The following is a 22,007-nucleotide window of genomic DNA, read 5'->3' as shown; positions in this document are numbered from 1 at the left end:
ATTTGTATGAAATTGTTTAATCATACTACGGTATTTTTTGTTGAATATTAGCCCCTTATAGTTTAAATGAATAGTTTTACAAGCTAATTTAATACATGTATTTCTGCAATATTATCCAAGGCTTTTTCCAATGTATCTGATTCGGAATTTTGTACAATAAAAAGTCCTAGGGATATGATTTTTTTAAGAGAGTTCTTATCTGTTATAAAAATTGACTAGTATCTACCTGGGTGGAGTTTTTTTCCTTAACTTGCTTTAACGTCGCTACTATAAGAAAGCTAACAATCACTAATAAAAGCCATGAACTCACCTTTCCTAGATGAACGAGATTCCATGCATCGGTTTGGTTTGGATACTTCCAAGCTCCAAAGAACGTTGCGATATTTTCAGCTATCCATATAAAAAATCCGATGAGCACAAAAGAAAGTGCGATTGGCATACGATAACGAGTTCCATCAACTTCGTATGTGACCCATGATTGCCAAAAAACGATGATTACAAGTCCAGATAACCACCAACGAACGTCAATCCAATAATGGTGGATGAAAAAGTTTAAATAAATCGCAGTTGCAAGAGGGACAACTACTAAAAACGGTGGCCACTTAACTAATTCAACTTTCAATCTTCTCCAAGCCTGGCAAAGATAACTCGCTACACTTGCATACATGAATCCGCTATATAAAGGCACTCCAAAAATTTTGAAATGGCCTGCCTCGGGATAAGACCAGGAGCCCATATGTACCTTAAAAAGTTCAAGAGCAAGTCCAATAAGATGGAACAACGTGATAACCTTTAGTTCATCACGTGTTTCAAGCCCAGAATGCACCATCCACCACTGCATCAGAAGACAGATGATGAGCAGCCAGTCATACCGTGGTAGGAAGGGAAGTGGCATGATTTGTGTAAAAGCCAAAGAGGCAAAAATAACGACAGGAAACAAGCACGATAGGGCCTGCTCCCAGCCAAAATGAACGAGTTGTTTTAGAGCTCTCATAGTTTGTGCCTCACTTTATTAATCTTGATTGTCTTCGTCATTTTTGTATTCTAAAATGTCTCCAGGTTGGCATTCCAATGCTTTACAAATAGCCTCTAAAGTAGAAAATCTAATTGCTTTTGCCTTTCCATTTTTCAATATAGAAAGGTTAGCCATTGTTATTCCAACCCTTTCTGAAAGCTCTGTTACGCTCATTTTCCTTTTAGCTAACATCACATCAATATTGATTATTATTGCCATGTTCATCACCTCAGACCGTTAAGTCATTTTCTGATTTTATATCAATCGCTTCTTTTAACAGTTTTTGAAGAACAGCAGCAAACACTGCAATTACCATTGAAGCAAAAATAACGACTAAGCCAATTAATATGATACCTGGAGCGTCGTCTATCTCCGCTATGAAATAAAAGAATGGCATGCCTACCGCATACAAGACACTGATTGTGATTGCACAGTATTTGATATTTTTTAAAGCTCGGACAGATAATTCCGAGAAAGCTTTGCTCTTATCAATGTAAATTAGAAGTCGAAACGCCTGATACAATGCAATGAAAAATGGTAGCACTGATACATACATAATGATTAAAACGGGATATAGTATATGAGCATAATCTGGATTTACTGGATTATTAGCTAACCAAGGTAAGCTAAATATACATAAAGCAAGAATTGGAATTCCAATAAGCATAACAGCGATCTTTAAAAAGAGCGTTGATACTTGTTTCATAAAAAGCACCTCACTTATTTATTGTAAATTTGAATTTAACATATCATTTATCGTTTTACAATAAATTTTTATTTATTATAATTATATTTTTATTGTTAAATAAATGTTAGTTGTTGACAAAGATAAAAGTACAATTGCAATCTTAAATATGGGGAAATAAGCAGCACTAGACAAATTGTTTCGTGCTTTTTTATTTTTATAATCCTTGGCAGTACATATGATTCACAGTATGAAAAGATTGCAGGTTATAATAAAAGAAATAGAAAAGGAGGCATATTGTGAAGATTAGTCAATATTTCAATATAGTTACTATTTTTCTTATATATACATTACTGATGTTTTACATTGGATGGAACGGATGGGTTTGGCTTCAAACCATGTTTGGTTGGGAATCTTGGGGGTATTATGCTGCAGTAGTTGGGTTGCTCTCGTATGCGTATTTAATTGTCCAGGTTTTCAAATTCATGCCTTTCTTACGGACGATTGGTTCTTATTGGTTTGCGGTGATACAATATGCTCTTATATTGTTACCACTTGCTGATATAGCTGTATTTATCCTGCAGTTATCAGTTCCGGTAGATACAGCCATTATGTGGACGGGGATTGTTACGCTTAGTATGTTTATTTTCATTTTTGGCTATGGAACATTTAATGCGTATAGTCCGGTTGTTCGAAAGTATGAGATTCACATACCAAAAGAAGCGAGGGAGCGTAAAACACTTCGCATTGCAATGGCTTCTGATATGCATTTTGGTAAGTTGTCAGGTGTTTCTCATTTGAAAAGACTCGTGCACCATGTAAATGAAATGAAGCCTGATATCATCTTGTTACCAGGAGATATTATCGATGATCATCCTGGAGAATTCATTAAGAAAAACATGGGGCATGTGATGAAAGAGATGCAGGCACCTCTTGGTGTGTATGGAGTGCTTGGAAATCATGAATATTATGGACGAGCAATTCCGGAGTTTCTGCAAGAGATGGATAAAATTGATATCCATATCATGTTAGATGAAGTGATCAAAGTTGAAGATAGTTTTTATCTTGTTGGTAGAAGGGATAAAACAGAGCGAGATCGTCAAAGTTTCGAAGCGCTAATGAGCACTGTAGATAAATCGCTTCCCGTTATCGCGATGGATCATCAGCCGTTTGAATTAAAACAGGCAGCGGAATCTGGCGTTGATTTATTACTATCGGGCCATACGCATAGAGGACAAATGGCACCGAATCATTTGATTACGAGAAGAATGTATGAACTAGACTGGGGATATTTACAAAAGGAAACATTTCATGCGATTGTTTCTTCAGGATTCGGATTTTGGGGTCCGCCGCTTAGACTTGGAAGCCGGTCGGAAGTCATTCAGGTCGATGTGAATTTTAATTGAGATAAAAATGAAACAACCATTCAGCTTTGAATGGTTGTTTCATTTTTAGTGACGAGAACCACTTGGACGGTCAAACCAATTCCAAAATTCAATATCTCCAAGAGTAGCGTCACGAACATGAGGAGAATTTTGTAATTTTAATAATTCTTTCGATGGGCCAGTAATGACAATACCGTAAACTTTGATACCATGTTTTTTCACATATTGATATTGTTTTTGTAGGTTTAATTCTTTACTGCTACGCTGGGTAACTTGTTTTACGATTTCTTCATGCTGTGATAAAACGCGCATCATTTCTAGTACCTCTTCTTCCTTTGTTTTCACCTGTTTTGTTTCAAGGTTGCCAAAATGTATATGTTCTGGGAATCCGAAAGCTTCAAAACTAGATATACGAGGGCGGTCGTCACTTGCTGCTTCTAACCCTGTATCTAAAGCGTACCATACAGGAGTTGGTGGCATTTCTTGCGCCTCAAATACACTATAAAGAATAGGTTCTAATTCTTGCAATGTGTAAGATTTATCAAAAGAAATAGCGAGTTCTGCTACGGTTCCATCAGGTATTTTTTGCAGTGTCTCCCACACTTTTTTTGTATCTTCTTGGAAATTTGTCATCTCTTTCGTTTTTGGATGAACAAAGAAGAGATTTTGTTGATATGCTGTGTCAGCCCATGTTTGTTCTACCTTTACAGATGAAAGAAAACTGTCAATTTGGACGGTGCCAAGTTTAAACTCCCCTTTACCAACTGTTTTGACTAAGCGGATATTACCGTGTGTACGAAAGAAGGCTTCTACATTCGTCCCTCCGCCGGTAACTCGGCTATTTGGGATTGTTGCTTCTAGTGCCAGTGCAGGGACGTCCCTAACTTCTTTTAGCTTTTGTTCATTGTTCACTTGAAAATAGATTGAAGATAGGACGCCGCCGATCATATATAGAACCATACAAACTGCAAGTAGAAAAGCAAGAGTTTGCAAACGATGTTTCCATTTAATCTTTCGAAAAGGCACTTGAATATTAGAGACTGGCGGGAGTTTTTTCTTTATCTTTTCTGTTTCTGTAAGCAGTCTATCTAAATGGGTTTCACATATCGTACAAGTCTCAATATGGTTTTCTAGCTTTTCTTGTTCTTCAGCTGTAATCGTATCTTGTTCATATTTTTTCCAAAGCTCTTTGTATTGCATGCAAGTCATTGATATCACTCCTTTGCTGATCGTATTTCTTTTCGGCCACGGTGCAGTTCAATTTTGACTTTTGCTAGTGTAAGTCTAGTCATCTTGGTGATTTCTTTATAGGAGAATCCATAGTAATCTCGCAGTAAGAGAATATTTCGCCTGACGATAGGAAGGGAAGAGAGGCGTTGTAACCACTCTGTAATTTCATACTTTGTGAAATAGGCATTTTCTGTACTTGGAACATCAGGTAAATGAAAATCTTCTAGTGTTGTTGTTTTATATTTTGCTTCTTTTCGGTGCCAATCAATAAAGGCGTGGTAGGCGATTGTAAATAACCAATTCCTAACTTCTTCACCTTTGTAATAGTCAATGTGGACGAGCATCCGATAAAAGGTTTCTTGCATCAAATCCTCTGCCGAGTGGAAATGTCCTGTTAGGGAGAGAAGATAGCGAAAAAGGTCATGCATATGCTGTTTATAAATTTCCTCAAGTATTTGTTTTTTCACGGATATTCCTCCCTTCACTTATAACAACGAATGTAATATGAAAAAGTTACAAATTTCTGTAAAATAAAAGCAAGAAACGTCAAGAAAAGAATTCTCTTCTCTTTTATCATAATACATATAAGGTGGGTGAACAGAGATGGAAAGCTATGAAACACAAATTCAAAAAGCAATTGATTACATTGAAGTAAATGTAATGGAAAAACAAACATTAAGTAATTTGGCTCGTATTGCAGGGTTCTCGGAATATCATTTTCATCGCGTATTCCAAGCGCTAGTAGGCGATACTGTCATGGAGTATGTTCGTAAGAGGAGGCTAGCCCGGGCAGCTTATCAGCTTTCACATACGGAAGAAAAAATCCTTGATATCGCATTAGAACATGGCTTTCAATCTCATGAAACGTTCATTCGAGCCTTTAAAAAGTTGTTTCAGATGACGCCAAGTAGCTACCGAAAGCAAGGGATTAAGACACCGATGTATTATAAAGCAAATGTGAAGCAGCGAAAGTTCAATCCATATTTAGGGGGAATACAAATGGAATTTCGTATTGAAAAAAAACCAGCGTTTCATGTAGCTGGATATGAGATGAAGACGTCTAATAAAGAAGGAAAAAACCTTAAAGATATTCCGGTATTCTGGGATCGTTATTTACAAAACAATCTTGCAAGTAACATTACAAACCGTAAACATACAGATCAGTATGTAGAGCTTGGAATGTGCACGGATTTTAATTTAGAAGCAGGGGACTTCACTTATATTATTGGAATGGAAGTTACAAGTTTTGATGGGGTATCAAATGAATTAGCGCAGCGTACGTTCCCAGAAGCAACATATGCTGTATTTACAACACCAAAAGTACCTCATAAAGACATGGTATCGTCTCTCCAACAAACATGGAAGAGTATTTTTTCAGAATGGTTCCCCCACTCAGGCTATGAACATGCGGGCGTTACAGAGTTCGAGTTATATGATGAGCGTAGCCATGAAGATAAGAGTGAGTTTGCGCAAGTTGAGATTTGGCTGCCAGTGCAGAAGAAACAACAATAAGAAGAGAAGAAAGTTTCCTAGATTCTAGGAAACTTTTTTGTATGAGATTTAAGGTTAATCGTATTATAAAATTACATAGCGATAATTTTAGCGCCTGTTATGTAACATATATATTGAATTATGTAATATATATGTTACAATTTGGTTAAGGAGGGATAATATAGGTGAGGAATAAAGTAAAGATAGCTCGTGTCCAAGTAGACTTAACGCAACAACAACTGGCACAGAAAGTTGGCGTCACGCGGCAAACCATTAGCTTGATTGAAAAAGGTGCATATAACCCTACACTAAAATTGTGCTTGGAGATTTGTTATGCAGTGAATAAGACGTTGGATGAAATATTTTGGATTAGCGAGGAGGAGCAGATATATGAAGATAATTAAAGATGAACGATTACAAATGCAAAGTTTGAAAAATATTCGTATTGCCTTTATGGTCCAAACGATAGGGATACTTGCCATTTTACTTTATGAGGCGATTACAGAAGGGGTTATGGAGGCTAGAGATAATCCATTATGGTTAGTATTTATGCTTACTGTGGTTGTTTTAAGTTGGCTGAATCTCAAAATTTCCCTTGATGTGTATGATAATGCAAATGAACAGAAAAAGCCCCGTCCTTATTACCGAATTGTAATTCTTTCTGCATTGGTTGGTACTGCTTTAGCACTCCTAGCAAAATTCGGTCCAGATCACAGTAATAACAGTCAAGCCCTACTTGTAGGCAGTGTGGTTTTTGTTTGTTTTCTCATTCCTTTTTCTTTTGTTTACTATTTACAAAAAAAACGATTAGAGGAAGATGACGTATAATATTTAATTCTTCTATAGAAACGCAATCTTCATCCCCTCCTAGTTTCTAAAATATGTTCGGAAGGAACAACTATATTTCGACTTATCTATGGCTTATTGACTAGATTCAGGATGTAAGTCTTCAAAGAACATTTACCAGTATTAAATAAATATAAAAGAACTTCCTAGACTTTTAGACTAGGAAGTTCTTTTGTTATTAGGCGAGAAAGGAAATACCATATTAATGGTTGTCCCTTTCCCAAGCTCACTTTCAATAGAAATCGTACCGTGATGTGCGAGAACAAGTTGTTTTGTAATCGCTAAGCCAAGGCCTGTTCCAGCATTATTTTCTTCCGTATTTGTACCGCGGTAATATCTTTCGAATAGAAGTTCTTTCGTTTGTTCATCCATGCCTTTTCCATTATCAGAAATAGAAAGTGTGAAAGCGTGTTTGTTCTGTCCAAGACTTACAATGACATTGGTTGTTTCATTATTATGTTTGACTGCATTTGCTAATAAGTTCTCAATGATACGCTGGAACCATTTTTCTTCAATAGAATAATGAATGTTACTAGAGCTAGGAACAAATTCTATGTTTTGATTTTGAAGTGTCGGGTTGTTAATAAATTGTAATAAGACTTTTTGGACAAATTGATTAATCTCAACTTCGACATGGTGAGTGGGAATCGCATTGTTTTTTAATTGATACGTTAAGCTTAAGTCGTCAATTAATGTTGTCATATATTGAGATTTTTCTCGCATGACACGTCCAAACTCTTGAATGTCTTTATCGTCCCATTTATATTGTTTCGATTCTAGTAATAGAGAATACCCGTAAATAGAACTGAGCGGTGTTTTTAAATCATGAGTGAGACCAGTAATCCATTCCTCTCGTGTTTGTTGAATAACTTGTCGTATGGACTCATTTTTTTTGAGTGTAATAGAAAGGTGCTCTAGAGCATTTGTCACATCTTTAAAAAGACGGAATGACCACTTTTCTTTACCCGAGCGCCGAAAACGGACTGTTTTTCCTTTTTTACTGACTGGTTCTTCGTATGTTCCACCAGCGATATTTTTGAGCCAGCGCATGGTATGTAATAACGGTTTACCAAATTTTCTTCCGTACCAAATAGAAAGAATAACTAAGTAGACAAACGCAATTAAAATAATAACGCCAAATCCCATTAAGAATTTTTTTGCGAATATATCTTCATTCATATCAGATGGATAGTAATATTCATTCTTTACTGTTATGGTAAATAAGGTTTGGTCCTCTGGATTATACAAACTTGAGACATTTTCTTTGTGATTCCAAGGCTCTTTTTCAGAAAGTATAGCTTGAATGGCTGAAAAGGATTTTCTTTTTGTTTCAGGATAAGCAAAAATCTCTTCTCCTTGTGCGTTAAATATTTGCAGCGTAGCACCTTCTGCGGTAAGCCGTTTCTTTTCTTTTTCTGTTAAAGAAAATGCAGCTGATAATGGTGAACCGTGTTCTTGTTTTAATTCTTGAAGTAATGTATTACTTTTTAGCTTCCCGCCATAAATCATAATTGCTGTTTTTTCCTCTAATTCAATGTTCCAATACGTCAATTTGTAAGGATTTTGTATATCATGCTGTAAATAAGCAACTAGGGATGTTTTCGTATAAGAACCAGGAACATCTTCAGGAGAATTAAAGTCATACAGTACCTTTCCGCTTTCATCAACAATTTGAAGCCAATCATTTTTTTTCTCAATCATTTCTTTTACCTCAGAACTTAATGTTATACGCCCGTTTTCCGAAGAAACGTTTTGAGAAATAGTGAAGTTATCAAGTTCGGGAACGTTTGGTTCATAAAGGCTCGTATTGAAAAGATAAACTAAATAGCCAAAGGCAATGATGACTGCAATTAGTAAAGTAAACAAAACGAAAATATGCTGTATAATAAATTGGATAATAATCCTTCTACTTAAATTCATAGTTGGTACCTACTTTGCGATGAATTTATAGCCAAGTCCGCGAACGGTTTTTATGTATTGTGGGTTACTTGGATCAAGCTCAATTTTTTCACGTAGTTTTCGAATATGAACCATAACTGTGTTGTCATCTCCATTATAGGCGGGTGCCCCCCATACTTTTTCGTATATTTCTTCTTTTGAAAATACGTAATTCGGATGTTCACAGAAAAAAAGTAGTAGTTGAAAGAGCTGAGCTGAACATTCAACAACCTTTCCGTCTACTTGTAATTCGGCTGCATGTTTATCGACTTGAAATCTTCCAAATGAAATAAAGTGTGTTTCTTTCGTAGGTTGTGATATTTGTTTCATGTGTCTTCGAAGTTGCGCTTTCATACGAGCGACAACTTCTAGTGGATTGAATGGTTTTGTAATATAGTCGTCTGCTCCGTATAAGAAGCCAGATACTTTATCTAAATCAGATGATTTTGCTGTTAGGAAGAAAATTGGGCAATCTGTTTTTTGGCGAATGATTGGACAAATGTCAAAACCAGATTGTCCAGGAAGCATGACGTCTAGAATCATTAAATCATAACGATTTTGTTCTACGAATAGTAAAGCTTCTTCTGCAGATGTAGCAGTTGTAATATGAGAAAATCCTTCTTTTTGTAGAATAGTAGTTAATAGTTGTAAAATAGCCGTTTCATCATCAACAAGTAAAATATTTGCAGTATACAATTTGAATCGCCCCCTATTTTCATCGAATATCATAACATTTTCTTGTAAGTTATGGAATTTTTAAGGAAAATTTAAGGTTTTCTTTGCTTAAAAATAAGATTCGAATGATATGATAAATGTAACATAGGGGAGGAGAGGGTTGTGAATCCGTTTTGTGCGATGCGAGCCAGATATTTTTTAATTGTATTTACACTACTTGTTTTGATTGAACGTGTTAGTAAACAATTGCTAGAGAATACATTTCATATATCAATTTCTTCTTTTGTAAGCATACTTGTACTCTACATCATTCCATCACTTTGGCTATGCTGTCAATGTAAGCGCCATCGTGTTCCATTTACTTTATTTGTGAATAGAAGAGAATCATTTAATCTTTTACAAGTTTTAATGATTACGGGAATGCTATGCCTTTTTAGTTATGGATATCTTGTATTGTATATGTATAGCTTTGTATGGATTACACCAGATTATATTATAAATATATTACATGAACCGATTATAGGGAGTGCGGGGGGATACATTTATCAATTTATCATAATCGTACTAGTAGCTCCTATTGTATGTGAATTTATATTTAGGGGATTTCTATTTCAGCGCTTTGCGGCGAAATGGGGAACGGGAAAAGCGATGGTTATTGTAGCGATTCTTTTCGGATGTTTTCACATTGATTTCCTCAGTGCGGTTATATTTAGTATTGTACTATCAATTGTATACATTCGTACGAAAAGCTTACTGATGCCGATTAGTATTCATATGTTAAATAATGCAATTGTACTTATTACATCTTTTATGTTCAGCAAGGAAGAAATGATAAGCTTTGCGGATTTTTCTAATCAAACTCCATTTTTTACAGGACTTATTATTTTTATCATTGGATTAAATTTTGTACTCATCTTTTTGTTCATGAATCGCCGTTATATAAATAAAGAGGTGCCGGTAGTATATACGAATAAAATGAGAGAGTTATAGGAAACGTATTATCCGTTAAATAATCAGAATATAAAGAATTGAAAAGGTGATGCCTCCTTTCTTAGAACGGAGAGAGCATCCGTCCATGCATAGGAGTGATTTATATGCTGGAAAATCAAACAAGATTTATATAGAAAGGAATGAATATGATTCTATGAATGAAACGATTCGATCAAATAAATTGTTTTATGTGATCATGGTGAGTTTAATTGTGATTACGACAGTGAATGTAGGGTTTCGCTGGGAGGAAGCATACTTTTTTGTCTATTTAGCACTTCATCTTCTAGGCCTACTATGCATTGGGGGCGGAATTGTAGTTGAGAAAAGAAGTGAAGATGGAATTAATTATATATGCGTGCTTGGTCTTATAATACTTCTAGCTGTACAAGGAATTATGAAATATAGCTCCATTTCTTTTCGGGACTTAAATTTTTTCATTAATATTTTTCAATAAGGATGTTGAGTTATGTTGTCGAAAAAACAAGTTGGCTATGCAGTTGTTTTACTTGGATTTATCTTAATTATTGTAGGGAAAGTGTATGTAAACGATTATGGATATGGGAAATATCTAAGTGGTTTCGGCCTTATTTGTTGGATTGGGAGTGCATTTCTTATTCCAACATATGAGCCGAAGAAACATACAGAGAGATAGTATTTAATTTTTGCAGCATAGTTTATATAGAATAATATGTGTGAAAAACCTCTTCGAATGATGAAGAGGTTTTATAATGCATTTTTAATTTTCTCAAGTACTTTGTTACTGTTAAACCCACGTTCTCCCATACCAAACACTTCAATTAAACGATCATTTTCATCGAGTAGATAGGAGTTAGAAGTATGAATATAGAGTCCGCTTCCGGGATCGCGGTACTGAAAGTTAAATGTGTCTGCTAGTTTTTTTGTTTCATCTTCATCACCACGTAGTAAGTGCCATCCTTTTGTTTTTTTCATTTCAAATGTATTGGAATATGTAGTTAATACTTCTTTTGTGTCGAACTTAGGATCAATGGTAATTGTTATAAATTCAACCTTTGTTCCAAACAGTTTCTCTTTCTCTAATTCGTCTCGTAAATGTTTCATTTTGTATGTAGTAACAGGACAAATATCAGGGCATTTTGTGTATATAAATTCTACAAGTTTAAGCTTTTTTGGTAATTGATCAAAAGATAGCGTTGTACCATTTACATCCTCCATAACGATTCCACTTGGTATTTCAGCAGAAGCTTTACGATAATCTGTAAAATAGTAAATTCCAATTCCGATTACGATGACTAAACTTAATGTAAACGTAATATAAATTTTTTTCATTTTTCCCTCTCCCTTCCAGTTTTATTTTATAAGAAAAATCCGAAAATTTATGAGGAGGGATTGAAAATTGCATGACAATTCGACGTATTAGCTTGTTCTATTTTAGAAGGAACGAACTTACAATAATAAGAGACAGGCAGCATAGAGGAGGAGATACCGTGAAGAAGGTTGTGAAGTGGTCACTTTTTTTGTACGTTGGTTTTGCATTATTTATATATTGGTATTTATTTGGATGGAATCATGAAATTATTCCAGATATGTATAAAGGAACGAGTGCTGATCCACAGACATTTATGGACGCAAAGGAACTTACATTAAGTCAAGATTATTCGCGTGTGAAAAATTTACTCTTTTTTTTAGCAACGCCCCTTGAATGGATTATTTTATTGTTCGTCCTTGTTTTAGGTATATCAAATCGCTTTGAAAAATGGTCAAAAGAAACGACGAAAGTACGAGTTATTCAAGTTGCTATCTATCTCTTTTATTTATCATTGCTTACAACCGCTCTTGCATTACCTCTGCAATGGATGGGGCATCAAATCTCAATTGATTACGGTATTTCAACGCAATCCACAGCGAGCTGGATAAAAGATCATGTGATTGATTTTTGGGTAAATTATATTATGATGTTTCTCGTCGTCTCTGTCCTTTTAGGGCTGATTCATAAATTTCCGAAGCGGTGGTGGTTAGCGGGATGGGCGTTATCTGTACCATTTACAATTTTTTTAACATTTGTACAGCCCGTTGTAATTGATCCGTTATACAATGATTTTTCCACATTACAAAATAAAGAGTTAGAGGAGAAAATTTTATCACTCGCTGATCAGGCAGACATTCCAGCCAATCATGTATATGAAGTGAACATGTCTGAAAAAACGAACGCGTTAAACGCATATGTAACAGGCATTGGATTGAATTCTCGAATTGTACTGTGGAATACAACGCTCCAGCAGTTAAAAGATAAAGAGATTTTATTTATTATGGCGCATGAAATGGGACATTACGTGATGAAACATATATATTGGGGTGTGGCGAGTTATATTGTGTTGACGTTTGTAGGGATGTATTTAATTAGCCGTATTATCAATATGTGCCTCAGAAAATGGGGTGATACATTGCGCCTATCAAGGATGGCGTGTTTATCGATTATCCCATTATTTTTTCTTATTTCCTCTGTGTTATCTTTTGCAGTAAGCCCACTATCAAACTATGTATCACGTATAGAAGAACGGGCGGCAGATCAGTATGCTTTAGATATGACAAAGGATGGAAAGGCCGGTGTGAAGACGTTCCAGTATTTATCGAAAACAAGTTTAAGTCAAGTGAATCCACCGGCGTTAGTGAAGTTTTTCTTGTATACACATCCGCCAATTTTTGAAAGAATTCATGCGTTTGAACAGTATGAGAAAGAAAGAAAATGAGGAGCAGCGGGGACGCTGCTCCTTTATAAAATTTAAACTTAAATCTGCTGAAAAAGAATCCATTTTAATTTACTATATAATATTAAAGATAAGTGATAGTACATGAAGCATTTAAAATCAATATTTACCAAACAGGTCTTAACCTCGATGATAATTTACTTTCATTTATTTCATAAACTAATTTTGTTAAATCTTCTTTGAGCATTTGCATTCGTTCAGCACCTATGTTTTCAATCCAGCGCCTCTCAATATCGGTTAGTATTTCCTCTTTTGCTTTCACTACTAACCAACCTCGTTCGGTCAAAACAATAATTTTCCCCCTCTTATCAGTGGGATGAGTTTTACGCATTACATAACCACTTTTTTCAAGATAATCCACCATTTTGCTCACAGCTTGCTTCGTAATTCCTAAATATTCGGCTAGTTCTATACCTGTTGCTCCATTAGGAGTGATACATTTAAACATAAAACCGTGTACAGGTCTAATATCTCCAAATCCCAATTCATTTAATTTGTCATGTAATTCATTAATGGATGCACTAAAAGATAATGATAAAAGTGATGTAAGATCTAATTCGCTAAATACTTGATGATTCATACATAAAACCTCCTTAAATAAAGTCAATTAGGTTGACTATACTTAAATCCTATTGTACTATTTAAAATATAGTCAATCAAATTGACTATATTTTAAATTTGAAAGGAATAGAATTTACCGAAACAAAAATTAATAAATTATGGAGGTTTCTCATGGCTAATATCGTTAAAATTAGAGGAAGTGTATTTGCTCCGTATGCTTGGTTGGAACCTATTAAAGATCCTGCAACAGGAAGGATATTAGAATACACTGGTGATGCACGTGAATTTACACCATATGCTGTAAACACTATGCGGTCAAGATTAGAGCAAGAAGTGATTATTGATTTTTATAAAAAAGAGATTTTCACATTTGCAGATGCTTGTATCACAACTGTAAAAATTACAAATCCAGATGGTTCTATTGAACATAAAAAAGGAAAAACAGATACACAAAACATTGTGTGTACGAATGTTTTGTGGGGCGCTGATGAAGTTTCTTTTGAAATGAGAGCAAGTGCCAGCAATCCCTTAAATACAGCAGCACCTGCGGCTGATTATATGTTAACAATACGTGTTAATAAAAGTGGTGCTATGCATATTGAAGGTTCCCATGATGGGTTCCCTTGCTATGAATTTTATAAACAAACAGATTTTGGTCCATTTGAAATCATATATACACATGATTTCAGAGAAACTGGTGACACTCCAGCAGCGCTAGCTGGAGAAATGGAATACAGTTTTAAAACGACGATATAGATATAACTATGAATCAGAAGAGTATCGCTATTTAAACTAAAAGAAAAGCAATTGATTATGCGAAAGAAATTGCGACCTGTTTTATAGGTGGTTAAATGTTATGAATTACCCAAAATAAAATTAGAATTAAAGAGGTGTGTCTCATGACTAGTATCGTTAAAATTAGAGCAAGCGTATTTATTCCAATGTCTTGGACTAAACCTAAGAAGGACATTCAAACAAGAAACGTAATCCAATTCGAAGGTGACTCACGTGAATTTACACCATATGCTGTAAACGCTATGCGTTCCAGAATTGAACAAGAAGTAGTTGTAGATTTTTACAAAAAAGAAATTTTCACATATGGGAATACGGGTATAACCACAGAAAGAGTTACAACTTTAGATGGTTCTGTTCATAAAAGAACAGGAAAAGCTAGTACAGAAAATATTTTGTGCACTGATATTGTATGGAATTCTGATGACGTCAAATTTCAAATGAGTGCGAGTGCTAGCAACCCATTAAATGTATATGCACCTCCCGTTGACTACTTATTAACCGTACAGGTCAAAAAAGATGGCATTGTCCATATTGAAGGTGCACATGATGGATTCCCTTGTTATGAATTTTATAAACAAGTAAATTTTGAGCCGTTTGAAGAAATTTATACACATGATTTCAGAGAAACTGGCGATACAGCTGAAGCGTTAGGTGGAGAAATGGAGTATAGTTTTAAAAAGGTATTGTAAAGGCAATATAACGCCGTTTTTAGTGAATATATAACAACGTAAGAGTGAGTAACAGGAGGAAAAGAGAATGACAACAGTTTTATTTGTAAAAGCAAACAACCGCCCAGCAGATCAAGCGGTTAGTGTGAGATTATATGAGGCTTTTTTAGCAAGTTATAAAGAATCACATCCAAATGATACAGTGGTAGAGCTTGATTTATACAATGAAGAGTTGCCATATGTAGGAGTAGATATGATCAACGGTACATTTAAGGCTAGTAGAGGGCTTGATTTAACAGCAGAAGAAGCAAAAGCAGTAGCTGTTGCTGATAAATATTTAAATCAATTCCTTGCAGCTGATAAAGTAGTATTTGGTTTCCCATTATGGAATCTGACAATCCCAGCTGTACTACACACATATATCGATTACTTAAACCGTGCTGGTAAAACATTTAAGTATACGCCAGAAGGTCCAGTAGGTCTCCTTGGAAATAAGAAAATTGCATTATTAAACGCAAGTGGCGGTCTATATTCTGAAGGACCAAAAGCTGAAGTAGAAATGGCTGTTAAATATGTAGCAAGTATGATGGGCTTCTTCGGTGTAACAGATGTAGAGAAAATAGTGATTGAAGGTCACAATCAGTTCCCTGATAAGGCAGAAGAAATTATTGCTGCAGGGCTTGAAAAGGCAGTTAAAGTAGCAAGTATGTTCTAATTAACAAAACATTTGTCGCGTAATAGCAGTATCAACACTTTTATAGCGGTGATACTGCTTTTTTATTCGCATATCTCGTTATTTTTGGGCAGTAAGAGCATTCTTAACATATTAAACGATAGAAAGCAGGATTACATGATAATGGAACGTTTATGGACAAAGAACTATATAATGCTGACAATTACAGCATTATTACTATTTAGTGGTTTTTATTTACTAATGCCAACACTACCTATGTTTATTAAACAATTAGGTGGAAGCGAATCTCAAGTTGGATTCATTATTGGAGTGTTTACAATATCGGCAGTCATTTTACGTCCTATTGTTGGAGGATTAATGGATCGATATGGTCGAAGAGTATTTATAATAAGTGGACTACTATTTTTCGCGATTACAATGTATTTTTATGATTGGGTAACAGGAATTATATTTTTAGTGGTATTACGTATCTTTCATGGAATCAGCTGGGCGATTGCTACAACTTCGATAGGAACGGCTGTAACTGATGTTATTCCACAATCTCGTCGTGGAGAAGGAATGGGATGGTATGGGCTTGCAATGACTTTAGGTATGGCTTTAGGACCAATAGTAGGCCTTTGGGTAGCAAAATCATTTTCATTTCATTATCTATTTCTTCTATGCACAGCATTAGCAATTATTGCATTTATACTTGCATTTGGTACAAAAATTCCAGCAGTTCAATATACATCAAAAAAACCAATATCATTTTTTGAAAAAACAGTTTTACCAATCGCTATTGTTACATTTTTCCTATCCCTTACTTTTGGTGGCATTACGACATTTTTACCATTGTTTGCGACAAAAATTCAAGTTAATGCTGGTACTTTTTTCTTAGTTTATGCCATCACGCTTATAATAATTAGACCGCTTGCAGGGAAGATATCCGATAAACATGGAGAAGGGATCATTATTGTTCCTGCGCTTGTTACAATGATTATCGCTTTATTAGTCCTAACATTGACAAAAGGAATTGTTGGACTAGTTATTGCAGCTATTTTGTACGGAATTGGATTCGGATCAGCACAACCTGCCCTTCAAGTAGCAACGATACGATTAGCTCCACCAGAGAAAAGAGGCGTAGCGAACGCTACATTCTTTACTGCTTTTGATTTAGGGATTGGTTTAGGATCTATTATTCTAGGATTTGTTTCACAACTCATGGGATATCAAATGTTATTTATTGTTTGTGCTGTATTTGGGTTTGTTAGTATGTTGATTTTTATTTTGTTTGTAATAAAGACGCTAAAATAATTATTTAATTTACGAAAAAAACTGACTATCTTTACCTTGTAGAATATGGAAAACGGATAGCTAATTTTTATTCGAAATAATCGCGCTTTTTTATAAGGTTACAGAAAGAGAGTTCATATATGGTACAAAAAGGATAGATAAAGCATAACTATTTTTCCTTTATCTATCCTTCTTTAGCTCCTTATATAATGGCAATATTTTATAAATAATCTCTATTGCTAATATATTCATAAAATGTATTGACTTGTAATGAAATATATTTTTTCAAAATGGATTTTTTTACTTATCTTACAACGCTAGTTTATGAAGTTTTTTTGATCAAACTCAAAAAGGGCTAGGATTGAGAGGTTTAAAAAATCATTTCTCGAGATCTATATTTCTTTCGTTATATCATACTTTAACAGTTTTCGTTGGTCATAGAACTTCTCATAAATAATCCCCATTAAATAGAAAAATAATAGACCAAAACAAATGTGAATGAGTGTAAATTTAGCCCCAAATGAAGCAAATTCATACACCATAACTGGTAACTTTGCAGTTGTCCAAACTCCTAGAAAAAATACAATGTATCGTATGCTCGCTCCTTTTTTTAATAAAAGTGCTGCGATTGGAAAAGCAACATAGAGGGGACCAGCTGCAATTCCTCCTAATAATAGGGAAAACAAGATACCATAGATACCAGACTTTTTTCCCATATATTTAATTAATGTTTCTTTCTTCACCCACTGGTCAAGCAACCCTACGAATATTAAGACAGGAGGAAGTAGGAACAGCATATCTAAAATGCTTTTTCCTGTTAATTGAAATGCACTCCACCCGAGCGATTGGTTTATAAAAGTTAATATAGTGAGCCCGAGTAGTAAAATGAAAAAGAAACGATATCTTCTTAATTCATTCATCCCATCACCACCCAAATAATATACGAGAATAGGAGAGACATTAACAATGCAGATGCATTACGAGAATAAGCAAAACTTCGTCCAAATATTTTTTGTTCCATCGGTAAAGTTGTGATTCCTACTGACATTAATGTAGACATTAATGCCGCAACTTGAGGAAGTCCCGCACCATTTTGGACTAATGTATTTCCAAGAGGAAACACAATAAAGCTTGGAATGAGTGCAACGGAGCCAATTATTGCTGAATAAATAATACCGATGAACCCAGATTTTTCTCCAATGATAGAAGAAATGAAGGAAGGTGTTAATATAGATAGTGATAGTCCAACGAAAAGCATAATTGATAGCATGGAAGGTATTAGATTACGAAACATTTTCCATGACTTTAATAGAGCCTCTTTTGTTTTACTTCGATCCTTTACAAAAGAAATACTGACAAGAATAATGGCTAAAGAGTAAAGGAGAGCGCCATTAATCATGATTCGATTCTTTCCAGTCTTTATATTTGTCTAAGAAAAATGATAAGTTTTTAATTTTTTCTTCAATATCTATTTGAAAATCGTCTAATTTTTCTTTTCCAACTGTAGTAATTTTGTACATTTTTATCGGCTTATCTTGATCAGATGTATCCAAATAAGACTCAACAGCACCTTCTACCTCTAATTTTTTGAGTGTACGATATATGATGGCACTATCAATTGGATTGATGGGAAGCTCTTCCTCACATTTCTGCAGAAGTTTCCCTCCATAACTATCTCCCTCTGTTAAAAACAGCAAAAGAAATGCACCTGTATGTCTTCCTGTGTGTTTCATAAAACATCTAACCTCCTTAATGAAATGTTAAAAATAGTTTTGTTATCATAACAGCAATACACTGTTAATAACATTATACTGTCATTAACAGTAATGTGTTACTGACAGTTTAACTTTAATCTAACTTCATGTCAATTCTAAATCTACAACAGGCTCTGTCCATGTGCTGTAGACGCCTTATGCTGCACGAAATAATAGAGAAAAGAACTTTTTTGTTTGCAGGACCGTAATGTATATATTAGAAAATCAAAATAGATTGTTAGAAAAAAGTATCTTCATGTAAAATATGGTAAAATATAAAGGTGGCTATAACAGGGAAAACGAGTATTTCCATTGTTGCTATATTTGGCAAAATGATATTGTATATGGTAAGAGGAATACGTATTGTCAATGCTACTTCATAAGAAACGACTTACGTGTAGGTTTAAAATTTAGAAGATTATGAAATTCCGCATGTGAATGTGTGTTTCAGATTAATGGGGGTTGTTTTTATTGTTTCAAAAAAGTGCTACAAATGTACTATTTCAAACAAAATCATTACCAGCAATAAAAATGATAGTATCAATGTCTATTTTCGGTTCCATCGGATTTTTCTCAGTGAAAACAAATTTACCTTCATTTGAATTGGTGTTTGTTCGTTGCATTTGTGCCACGATCTTCTTAACATTATGCTGGATTGCGACAGGTCAATTTAAAGAAGAAAAGTGGAATAAAAAAGAAGTGCTGCAAATACTAGCTTGCGGTGTATTTCTTGTTTTTAACTGGGTATTCTTATTTAAAGCTTTTGAAGTTATGTCAGTGACGATTGCCATTTCTGTATATCATCTTGCGCCCATTATCGTATTAATGATTGGGAGTGTTGTGTTTAAGGAAAGATTAACAGTACTGTCTATTATTTCAATTTTGATTTGTTTTGTAGGCACTGTGTTAGTCGCGGGTATAGATGGAAGTGTATCTATAGAAAAGCTGATGTCTTCAGGGATGGTTTGGGCACTTCTTGCGGCATTATTTTATGCATTTACCACCTTGTTAGGGAAAGGGATTAAACAAACCAGTGCGTATGCGATGACATTTTTACAAACTTTTTTAGGGATATTTCTATTACTACCATTTGTAGACTTTGGAGCGTTTCAAGGGTTAACAGAGAGTAACTGGATTGCGATTACCGCAACAGGACTGATCCATACTGGTTTTGTTTACTATTTATTCTTTGATAGCTTACGAGATTTACCAACAAGACTCATTTCTGTATTAGTCTTTTTGGATCCGGGTGTAGCAATTCTATTAGACACAGTATTTACAGGATTTCGTCCAACTATTATGCAGACAGTAGGGATTATCCTCATTTTTGCTGGAATGGTACTTACTTTTCAAAAATCCAAAACAAAGACAGTAGTATTAGAAGAAAGTGAAAGTAAAGCATAATCAACAAAACGAGCGTGATTGTTATATAACAATCACGCTCGTTTTGTTTTAGTAAAGGGTAACAGATGAGAGCTTTAAATATGCCGCAAAATAAGATGATACCTCATTTACTAGTAAGAAAAGTGCCGGTTTTGAATAGATGGATGTTATGGAAAAAAGGATAAATTTTCAAAAAAATCTTCCTTTTTCGAAAATTTGTTATATAATATAAAACATAAAATCAAATCTGTTATAAAACAGTTGGAGAGGGAGATGCTAATATGTCGACGCAAACTTCACGGGTTACACTCGCTCTAGAAGTATTACCGGCGTATGGAGAAATTTTGACACCGGAAGCGCTCACTTTTTTGAAAGAGCTGCATGAGAATTTTAATACACGCCGTAAAGAGTTGTTACAAAAACGTGTGGAAAAACAAAAAAGGATTGATGCAGGGGAGTTTCCAAGTTTTTTACCAGAAACAGCACATATACGTGCTGGAGATTGGACGATTGCTCCGCTTCCAAAAGATTTAGAAGATCGTCGTGTGGAGATTACAGGTCCAGTAGATCGTAAGATGGTGATTAATGCATTAAATTCGGGTGCACATCTCTTTATGGCAGACTTTGAAGATTCTAATTCGCCAACGTGGCATAATGCGATGGATGGTCAAATTAATTTAAGAGATGCAGTGAAGGGAACGATTTCATATAAGAATCCTAGTGGTAAGGAATATCGTTTAGGTGATAAAACCGCTGTCCTTATTGTGCGTCCCCGAGGCTGGCATTTAGAAGAAAAACATATGCTAGTTGATGGAGAAAAGATGTCAGGTAGTCTTGTTGACTTTGGTTTGTACTTTTTCCATAATGCAAAAACGTTATTAGAAAAAGGAAGCGGGCCATATTTTTACTTACCGAAAATGGAGAGCTATTTAGAAGCACGATTGTGGAATGATGTGTTTATTTTTGCGCAGAAATATATTGGGATTCCAAATGGAACAATTAAAGCAACAGTGTTATTAGAAACAATCCACGCTTCTTTTGAAATGGATGAAATTTTATATGAACTCCGTGATCACTCAGCGGGGCTTAATTGCGGGCGATGGGATTATATTTTTAGTTTCTTAAAAAGCTTTCGTAATCATAATGAATTTCTACTTCCAGATAGGGCGCAAGTTACGATGACGGCTCCGTTTATGCGTGCGTATTCTTTAAAAGTAATTCAAACGTGCCATCGCCGGAATGCACCAGCAATTGGCGGCATGGCAGCACAAATTCCGATTAAAAATAATCCGGAAGCAAATGAGGTTGCTTTTGAAAAGGTTCGCATGGATAAAGAACGTGAGGCTTTAGACGGCCATGATGGGACTTGGGTTGCCCATCCGGGACTTGTACCGGTTGCGATGGAAGTGTTTAATCACGTTATGAAAACGCCGAATCAAATTTTTAGAAAACGTGAAGAAATTTATGTAACAGAAAAGGATTTGTTAGAAGTACCAGTGGGAACGATTACAGAAGAAGGGCTTCGTATGAATATTAGCGTCGGTATTCAATATATTGCATCTTGGTTAAGCGGCCGCGGGGCAGCACCGATTTATAATTTAATGGAAGATGCAGCAACGGCAGAAATTTCAAGGGCGCAAGTGTGGCAATGGATTCGTCATGAAGGCGGAAAGCTAAATGACGGACGAAAGATTACATTTGCTTTAGTGGAAGAGTTCAAGGCGGAAGAACTAACGAAAATAGAACAGGAGATTGGCAAAGAGGCATTTGAGAAAGGTAGATTCGTAGAAGCAACAAAGCTTTTTACTAATTTGGTGCGTAATGATGAATTTGAAACATTTTTAACATTACCGGGTTATGAAATTTTATAAAAAAGAA

The 22,007-nt window shown here is 35.0% G+C and carries 26 protein-coding genes; 14 read left to right on the top strand and 12 right to left on the bottom strand.

The window, feature by feature from the left end:
• Nucleotides 1–202 precede the first annotated feature (202 nt).
• Genes M014_RS0103820 through M014_RS0103810 form a run of 3 tightly spaced genes read right to left on the bottom strand, consistent with a single transcriptional unit; the run spans nt 203 to nt 1,721 of the window.
• Nucleotides 203–994: a DUF817 domain-containing protein gene (locus M014_RS0103820; protein ID WP_026590531.1), complete on the bottom strand. Its 792-nt coding sequence runs from the start codon at nt 992–994 to the stop codon at nt 203–205.
• A gap of 18 nt (nt 995–1,012) precedes the next feature.
• The gene (locus M014_RS0103815) at nt 1,013–1,234 is read right to left on the bottom strand and encodes a helix-turn-helix domain-containing protein (RefSeq protein ID WP_026590530.1); all 222 of its coding nucleotides are present in this window, start codon (nt 1,232–1,234) and stop codon (nt 1,013–1,015) included.
• A gap of 10 nt (nt 1,235–1,244) precedes the next feature.
• On the bottom strand, nt 1,245–1,721 hold the full coding sequence (locus M014_RS0103810) for a DUF2975 domain-containing protein (RefSeq protein ID WP_026590529.1): 477 nt from the start codon (nt 1,719–1,721) through the stop codon (nt 1,245–1,247).
• 278 nt (nt 1,722–1,999) lie between these two features.
• On the opposite strand from M014_RS0103810, the gene M014_RS0103805 reads away from it, so the two are divergent.
• Nucleotides 2,000–3,106 carry a metallophosphoesterase gene (locus tag M014_RS0103805; RefSeq protein WP_026590528.1) on the top strand — a complete coding sequence of 369 codons (1,107 nt, stop codon included), beginning with the start codon at nt 2,000–2,002 and terminating at the stop codon, nt 3,104–3,106.
• A gap of 45 nt (nt 3,107–3,151) precedes the next feature.
• Here the strand turns inward: M014_RS0103805 and M014_RS0103800 are convergent, their stop codons facing one another.
• Nucleotides 3,152–4,294, bottom strand: coding sequence for an anti-sigma factor (locus tag M014_RS0103800; protein WP_026590527.1), 1,143 nt, complete (start codon nt 4,292–4,294; stop codon nt 3,152–3,154).
• Nucleotides 4,295–4,299: 5 nt separating this feature from the next.
• Nucleotides 4,300–4,800: an RNA polymerase sigma factor gene (locus M014_RS0103795; protein WP_026590526.1), complete on the bottom strand. Its 501-nt coding sequence runs from the start codon at nt 4,798–4,800 to the stop codon at nt 4,300–4,302.
• Nucleotides 4,801–4,918: 118 nt separating this feature from the next.
• Between M014_RS0103795 and M014_RS0103790 the strand changes: the two genes are divergently transcribed.
• From M014_RS0103790 to M014_RS0103780, 3 genes are all read left to right on the top strand, one after another.
• A complete protein-coding gene (locus M014_RS0103790) occupies nt 4,919–5,827 on the top strand; it encodes an AraC family transcriptional regulator (protein WP_026590525.1) in 909 nt (302 codons plus the stop codon).
• Between the two features lie 164 nt (nt 5,828–5,991).
• On the top strand, nt 5,992–6,210 hold the full coding sequence (locus M014_RS0103785) for a helix-turn-helix transcriptional regulator (RefSeq protein ID WP_026590524.1): 219 nt from the start codon (nt 5,992–5,994) through the stop codon (nt 6,208–6,210).
• Nucleotides 6,197–6,634: a hypothetical protein gene (locus M014_RS0103780; RefSeq protein ID WP_026590523.1), complete on the top strand. Its 438-nt coding sequence runs from the start codon at nt 6,197–6,199 to the stop codon at nt 6,632–6,634. The genes M014_RS0103785 and M014_RS0103780 overlap by 14 nt, the downstream gene beginning before the upstream one ends.
• A gap of 177 nt (nt 6,635–6,811) precedes the next feature.
• Here M014_RS0103780 and M014_RS0103775 read toward each other — a convergent pair whose 3' ends face one another.
• Together M014_RS0103775 and M014_RS0103770 are read right to left on the bottom strand one after the other, a co-directional pair.
• Complete coding sequence (locus M014_RS0103775; RefSeq protein ID WP_026590522.1) at nt 6,812–8,572, bottom strand: sensor histidine kinase; 1,761 nt, start codon at nt 8,570–8,572, stop codon at nt 6,812–6,814.
• Nucleotides 8,573–8,581: 9 nt separating this feature from the next.
• Complete coding sequence (locus M014_RS0103770; RefSeq protein ID WP_026590521.1) at nt 8,582–9,286, bottom strand: response regulator transcription factor; 705 nt, start codon at nt 9,284–9,286, stop codon at nt 8,582–8,584.
• Nucleotides 9,287–9,427: 141 nt separating this feature from the next.
• Here M014_RS0103770 and M014_RS0103765 point away from each other — a divergent pair, with 141 nt between their 5' ends.
• From M014_RS0103765 to M014_RS0103755, 3 genes are all read left to right on the top strand, one after another.
• On the top strand, nt 9,428–10,255 hold the full coding sequence (locus M014_RS0103765) for a CPBP family intramembrane glutamic endopeptidase (RefSeq protein WP_026590520.1): 828 nt from the start codon (nt 9,428–9,430) through the stop codon (nt 10,253–10,255).
• Nucleotides 10,256–10,409: 154 nt separating this feature from the next.
• Complete coding sequence (locus M014_RS0103760; protein WP_026590519.1) at nt 10,410–10,709, top strand: hypothetical protein; 300 nt, start codon at nt 10,410–10,412, stop codon at nt 10,707–10,709.
• 12 nt (nt 10,710–10,721) lie between these two features.
• The gene (locus M014_RS0103755) at nt 10,722–10,907 is read left to right on the top strand and encodes a hypothetical protein (RefSeq protein WP_026590518.1); all 186 of its coding nucleotides are present in this window, start codon (nt 10,722–10,724) and stop codon (nt 10,905–10,907) included.
• 71 nt (nt 10,908–10,978) lie between these two features.
• Here M014_RS0103755 and M014_RS0103750 read toward each other — a convergent pair whose 3' ends face one another.
• Complete coding sequence (locus M014_RS0103750; protein WP_026590517.1) at nt 10,979–11,563, bottom strand: SCO family protein; 585 nt, start codon at nt 11,561–11,563, stop codon at nt 10,979–10,981.
• Nucleotides 11,564–11,721: 158 nt separating this feature from the next.
• On the opposite strand from M014_RS0103750, the gene M014_RS0103745 reads away from it, so the two are divergent.
• Entirely contained in the window at nt 11,722–12,984 is a 1,263-nt protein-coding gene (locus tag M014_RS0103745; RefSeq protein WP_026590516.1) for a M48 family metallopeptidase, read from the top strand.
• Nucleotides 12,985–13,108: 124 nt separating this feature from the next.
• Here M014_RS0103745 and M014_RS0103740 read toward each other — a convergent pair whose 3' ends face one another.
• Nucleotides 13,109–13,582 (bottom strand): MarR family winged helix-turn-helix transcriptional regulator, encoded by a 474-nt coding sequence (locus tag M014_RS0103740; RefSeq protein ID WP_026590515.1) that lies wholly within the window; start codon nt 13,580–13,582, stop codon nt 13,109–13,111.
• A 152-nt stretch (nt 13,583–13,734) separates the two neighbouring features.
• Here M014_RS0103740 and M014_RS0103735 point away from each other — a divergent pair, with 152 nt between their 5' ends.
• The 4 genes from M014_RS0103735 (at nt 13,735) to M014_RS0103720 (ending at nt 17,013) form a co-directional block, all read left to right on the top strand.
• On the top strand, nt 13,735–14,319 hold the full coding sequence (locus tag M014_RS0103735) for a DUF3238 domain-containing protein (RefSeq protein ID WP_026590514.1): 585 nt from the start codon (nt 13,735–13,737) through the stop codon (nt 14,317–14,319).
• 143 nt (nt 14,320–14,462) lie between these two features.
• Nucleotides 14,463–15,047: a DUF3238 domain-containing protein gene (locus M014_RS0103730; protein ID WP_026590513.1), complete on the top strand. Its 585-nt coding sequence runs from the start codon at nt 14,463–14,465 to the stop codon at nt 15,045–15,047.
• A gap of 67 nt (nt 15,048–15,114) precedes the next feature.
• Entirely contained in the window at nt 15,115–15,741 is a 627-nt protein-coding gene (locus M014_RS0103725) for an FMN-dependent NADH-azoreductase (protein ID WP_026590512.1), read from the top strand.
• Nucleotides 15,742–15,876: 135 nt separating this feature from the next.
• Nucleotides 15,877–17,013 carry an MFS transporter gene (locus M014_RS0103720; RefSeq protein ID WP_331280085.1) on the top strand — a complete coding sequence of 379 codons (1,137 nt, stop codon included), beginning with the start codon at nt 15,877–15,879 and terminating at the stop codon, nt 17,011–17,013.
• A 371-nt stretch (nt 17,014–17,384) separates the two neighbouring features.
• Here M014_RS0103720 and M014_RS0103715 read toward each other — a convergent pair whose 3' ends face one another.
• From M014_RS0103715 to M014_RS0103705, 3 genes are read right to left on the bottom strand one after another with little or no spacing between them, the layout of a single operon-like run.
• The gene (locus M014_RS0103715; protein ID WP_026590510.1) at nt 17,385–17,912 is read right to left on the bottom strand and encodes a permease; all 528 of its coding nucleotides are present in this window, start codon (nt 17,910–17,912) and stop codon (nt 17,385–17,387) included.
• Nucleotides 17,909–18,391, bottom strand: a complete 483-nt coding sequence (locus tag M014_RS0103710) for a hypothetical protein (RefSeq protein WP_026590509.1) — start codon at nt 18,389–18,391, stop codon at nt 17,909–17,911. Before M014_RS0103710 ends, M014_RS0103715 begins: the two co-directional genes overlap by 4 nt.
• Complete coding sequence (locus M014_RS0103705; protein ID WP_026590508.1) at nt 18,384–18,725, bottom strand: PadR family transcriptional regulator; 342 nt, start codon at nt 18,723–18,725, stop codon at nt 18,384–18,386. The genes M014_RS0103710 and M014_RS0103705 overlap by 8 nt, the downstream gene beginning before the upstream one ends.
• A 492-nt stretch (nt 18,726–19,217) precedes the next feature.
• Between M014_RS0103705 and M014_RS0103700 the strand changes: the two genes are divergently transcribed.
• Together M014_RS0103700 and aceB are read left to right on the top strand one after the other, a co-directional pair.
• The gene (locus tag M014_RS0103700) at nt 19,218–20,150 is read left to right on the top strand and encodes a DMT family transporter (RefSeq protein WP_026590507.1); all 933 of its coding nucleotides are present in this window, start codon (nt 19,218–19,220) and stop codon (nt 20,148–20,150) included.
• Between the two features lie 260 nt (nt 20,151–20,410).
• Nucleotides 20,411–22,000 (top strand): malate synthase A, encoded by a 1,590-nt coding sequence (gene aceB, locus M014_RS0103695; protein ID WP_026590506.1) that lies wholly within the window; start codon nt 20,411–20,413, stop codon nt 21,998–22,000.
• Nucleotides 22,001–22,007 lie beyond the last annotated feature (7 nt).

It is taken from the genome of Bacillus sp. UNC437CL72CviS29 (assembly GCF_000482345.1).
GTDB lineage: Bacteria > Bacillota > Bacilli > Bacillales > Bacillaceae_G > Bacillus_A > Bacillus_A arachidis.
The sequence above is the reverse complement of the archived record's forward strand: the minus strand, read 5'-3'. Positions and strand labels throughout refer to the sequence as shown.

Excerpts from the sequence above, each read along its gene's own strand:
- M014_RS0103820 (WP_026590531.1), bottom strand. The coding sequence starts at position 994 with ATGAGAGCTCTAAAACAACTCGTTCATTTTGGCTGGGAGCAGGCCCTA.
- M014_RS0103815 (WP_026590530.1), bottom strand. The coding sequence starts at position 1,234 with ATGGCAATAATAATCAATATTGATGTGATGTTAGCTAAAAGGAAAATG.
- M014_RS0103810 (WP_026590529.1), bottom strand. The coding sequence starts at position 1,721 with ATGAAACAAGTATCAACGCTCTTTTTAAAGATCGCTGTTATGCTTATT.
- M014_RS0103800 (WP_026590527.1), bottom strand. The coding sequence starts at position 4,294 with ATGACTTGCATGCAATACAAAGAGCTTTGGAAAAAATATGAACAAGAT.
- M014_RS0103790 (WP_026590525.1), top strand. The coding sequence starts at position 4,919 with ATGGAAAGCTATGAAACACAAATTCAAAAAGCAATTGATTACATTGAA.
- M014_RS0103780 (WP_026590523.1), top strand. The coding sequence starts at position 6,197 with ATGAAGATAATTAAAGATGAACGATTACAAATGCAAAGTTTGAAAAAT.
- M014_RS0103775 (WP_026590522.1), bottom strand. The coding sequence starts at position 8,572 with ATGAATTTAAGTAGAAGGATTATTATCCAATTTATTATACAGCATATT.
- M014_RS0103760 (WP_026590519.1), top strand. The coding sequence starts at position 10,410 with ATGAATGAAACGATTCGATCAAATAAATTGTTTTATGTGATCATGGTG.
- M014_RS0103755 (WP_026590518.1), top strand. The coding sequence starts at position 10,722 with ATGTTGTCGAAAAAACAAGTTGGCTATGCAGTTGTTTTACTTGGATTT.
- M014_RS0103750 (WP_026590517.1), bottom strand. The coding sequence starts at position 11,563 with ATGAAAAAAATTTATATTACGTTTACATTAAGTTTAGTCATCGTAATC.
- M014_RS0103740 (WP_026590515.1), bottom strand. The coding sequence starts at position 13,582 with ATGAATCATCAAGTATTTAGCGAATTAGATCTTACATCACTTTTATCA.
- M014_RS0103735 (WP_026590514.1), top strand. The coding sequence starts at position 13,735 with ATGGCTAATATCGTTAAAATTAGAGGAAGTGTATTTGCTCCGTATGCT.
- M014_RS0103730 (WP_026590513.1), top strand. The coding sequence starts at position 14,463 with ATGACTAGTATCGTTAAAATTAGAGCAAGCGTATTTATTCCAATGTCT.
- M014_RS0103725 (WP_026590512.1), top strand. The coding sequence starts at position 15,115 with ATGACAACAGTTTTATTTGTAAAAGCAAACAACCGCCCAGCAGATCAA.
- M014_RS0103720 (WP_331280085.1), top strand. The coding sequence starts at position 15,877 with ATGATAATGGAACGTTTATGGACAAAGAACTATATAATGCTGACAATT.
- M014_RS0103715 (WP_026590510.1), bottom strand. The coding sequence starts at position 17,912 with ATGAATGAATTAAGAAGATATCGTTTCTTTTTCATTTTACTACTCGGG.
- M014_RS0103710 (WP_026590509.1), bottom strand. The coding sequence starts at position 18,391 with ATGATTAATGGCGCTCTCCTTTACTCTTTAGCCATTATTCTTGTCAGT.
- M014_RS0103705 (WP_026590508.1), bottom strand. The coding sequence starts at position 18,725 with ATGAAACACACAGGAAGACATACAGGTGCATTTCTTTTGCTGTTTTTA.
- aceB (WP_026590506.1), top strand. The coding sequence starts at position 20,411 with ATGTCGACGCAAACTTCACGGGTTACACTCGCTCTAGAAGTATTACCG.